Source organism: Pseudomonas sp. AC463, assembly GCF_979253585.1.
Map to the genome: position 1 here is coordinate 1 of NZ_CEEDDZ010000517.1, position 279 is coordinate 279.

The 279-nt window shown below is 70.3% G+C and carries 1 protein-coding gene; it reads left to right on the forward strand.

Features of this window, described 5'->3' with window-relative positions; all coding sequences use genetic code 11:
• Nucleotides 1-203, forward strand: a 203-nt coding sequence (locus tag AC0IYH_RS31220; protein ID WP_471838080.1) for a hypothetical protein, incomplete at its 5' end; no start/stop codon positions are given.
• Nucleotides 204-279: the final 76 nt, after the last annotated feature.

A 279-nucleotide genomic window follows, 5' to 3' on the forward strand; every position in this document is an offset into this window, starting at 1 on the left:
TCTGCTATCAGACCGGCACGTCCGGCGTCGCCGTCGACCTGATCGAGGCGCACAAATGGTTCAACCTCGCCGCCGTGTCCGGCTTCACCGCCGCGCAGGACGCGCGCGCGGAGGTGGCCGAGGACATGACCGCACGCGAAATTGCCACGGCACAGGCGGCGGCGCGGGCGTGGCTGGGCATGACGCGGCGGCTGGCAGCCTGAACCGCTGAGTTCCCGCGCAGGCGGGAATGCAGTGGTTGGAATGCGGGGTGACGACGACAGCACGGTGGGCTCCGAC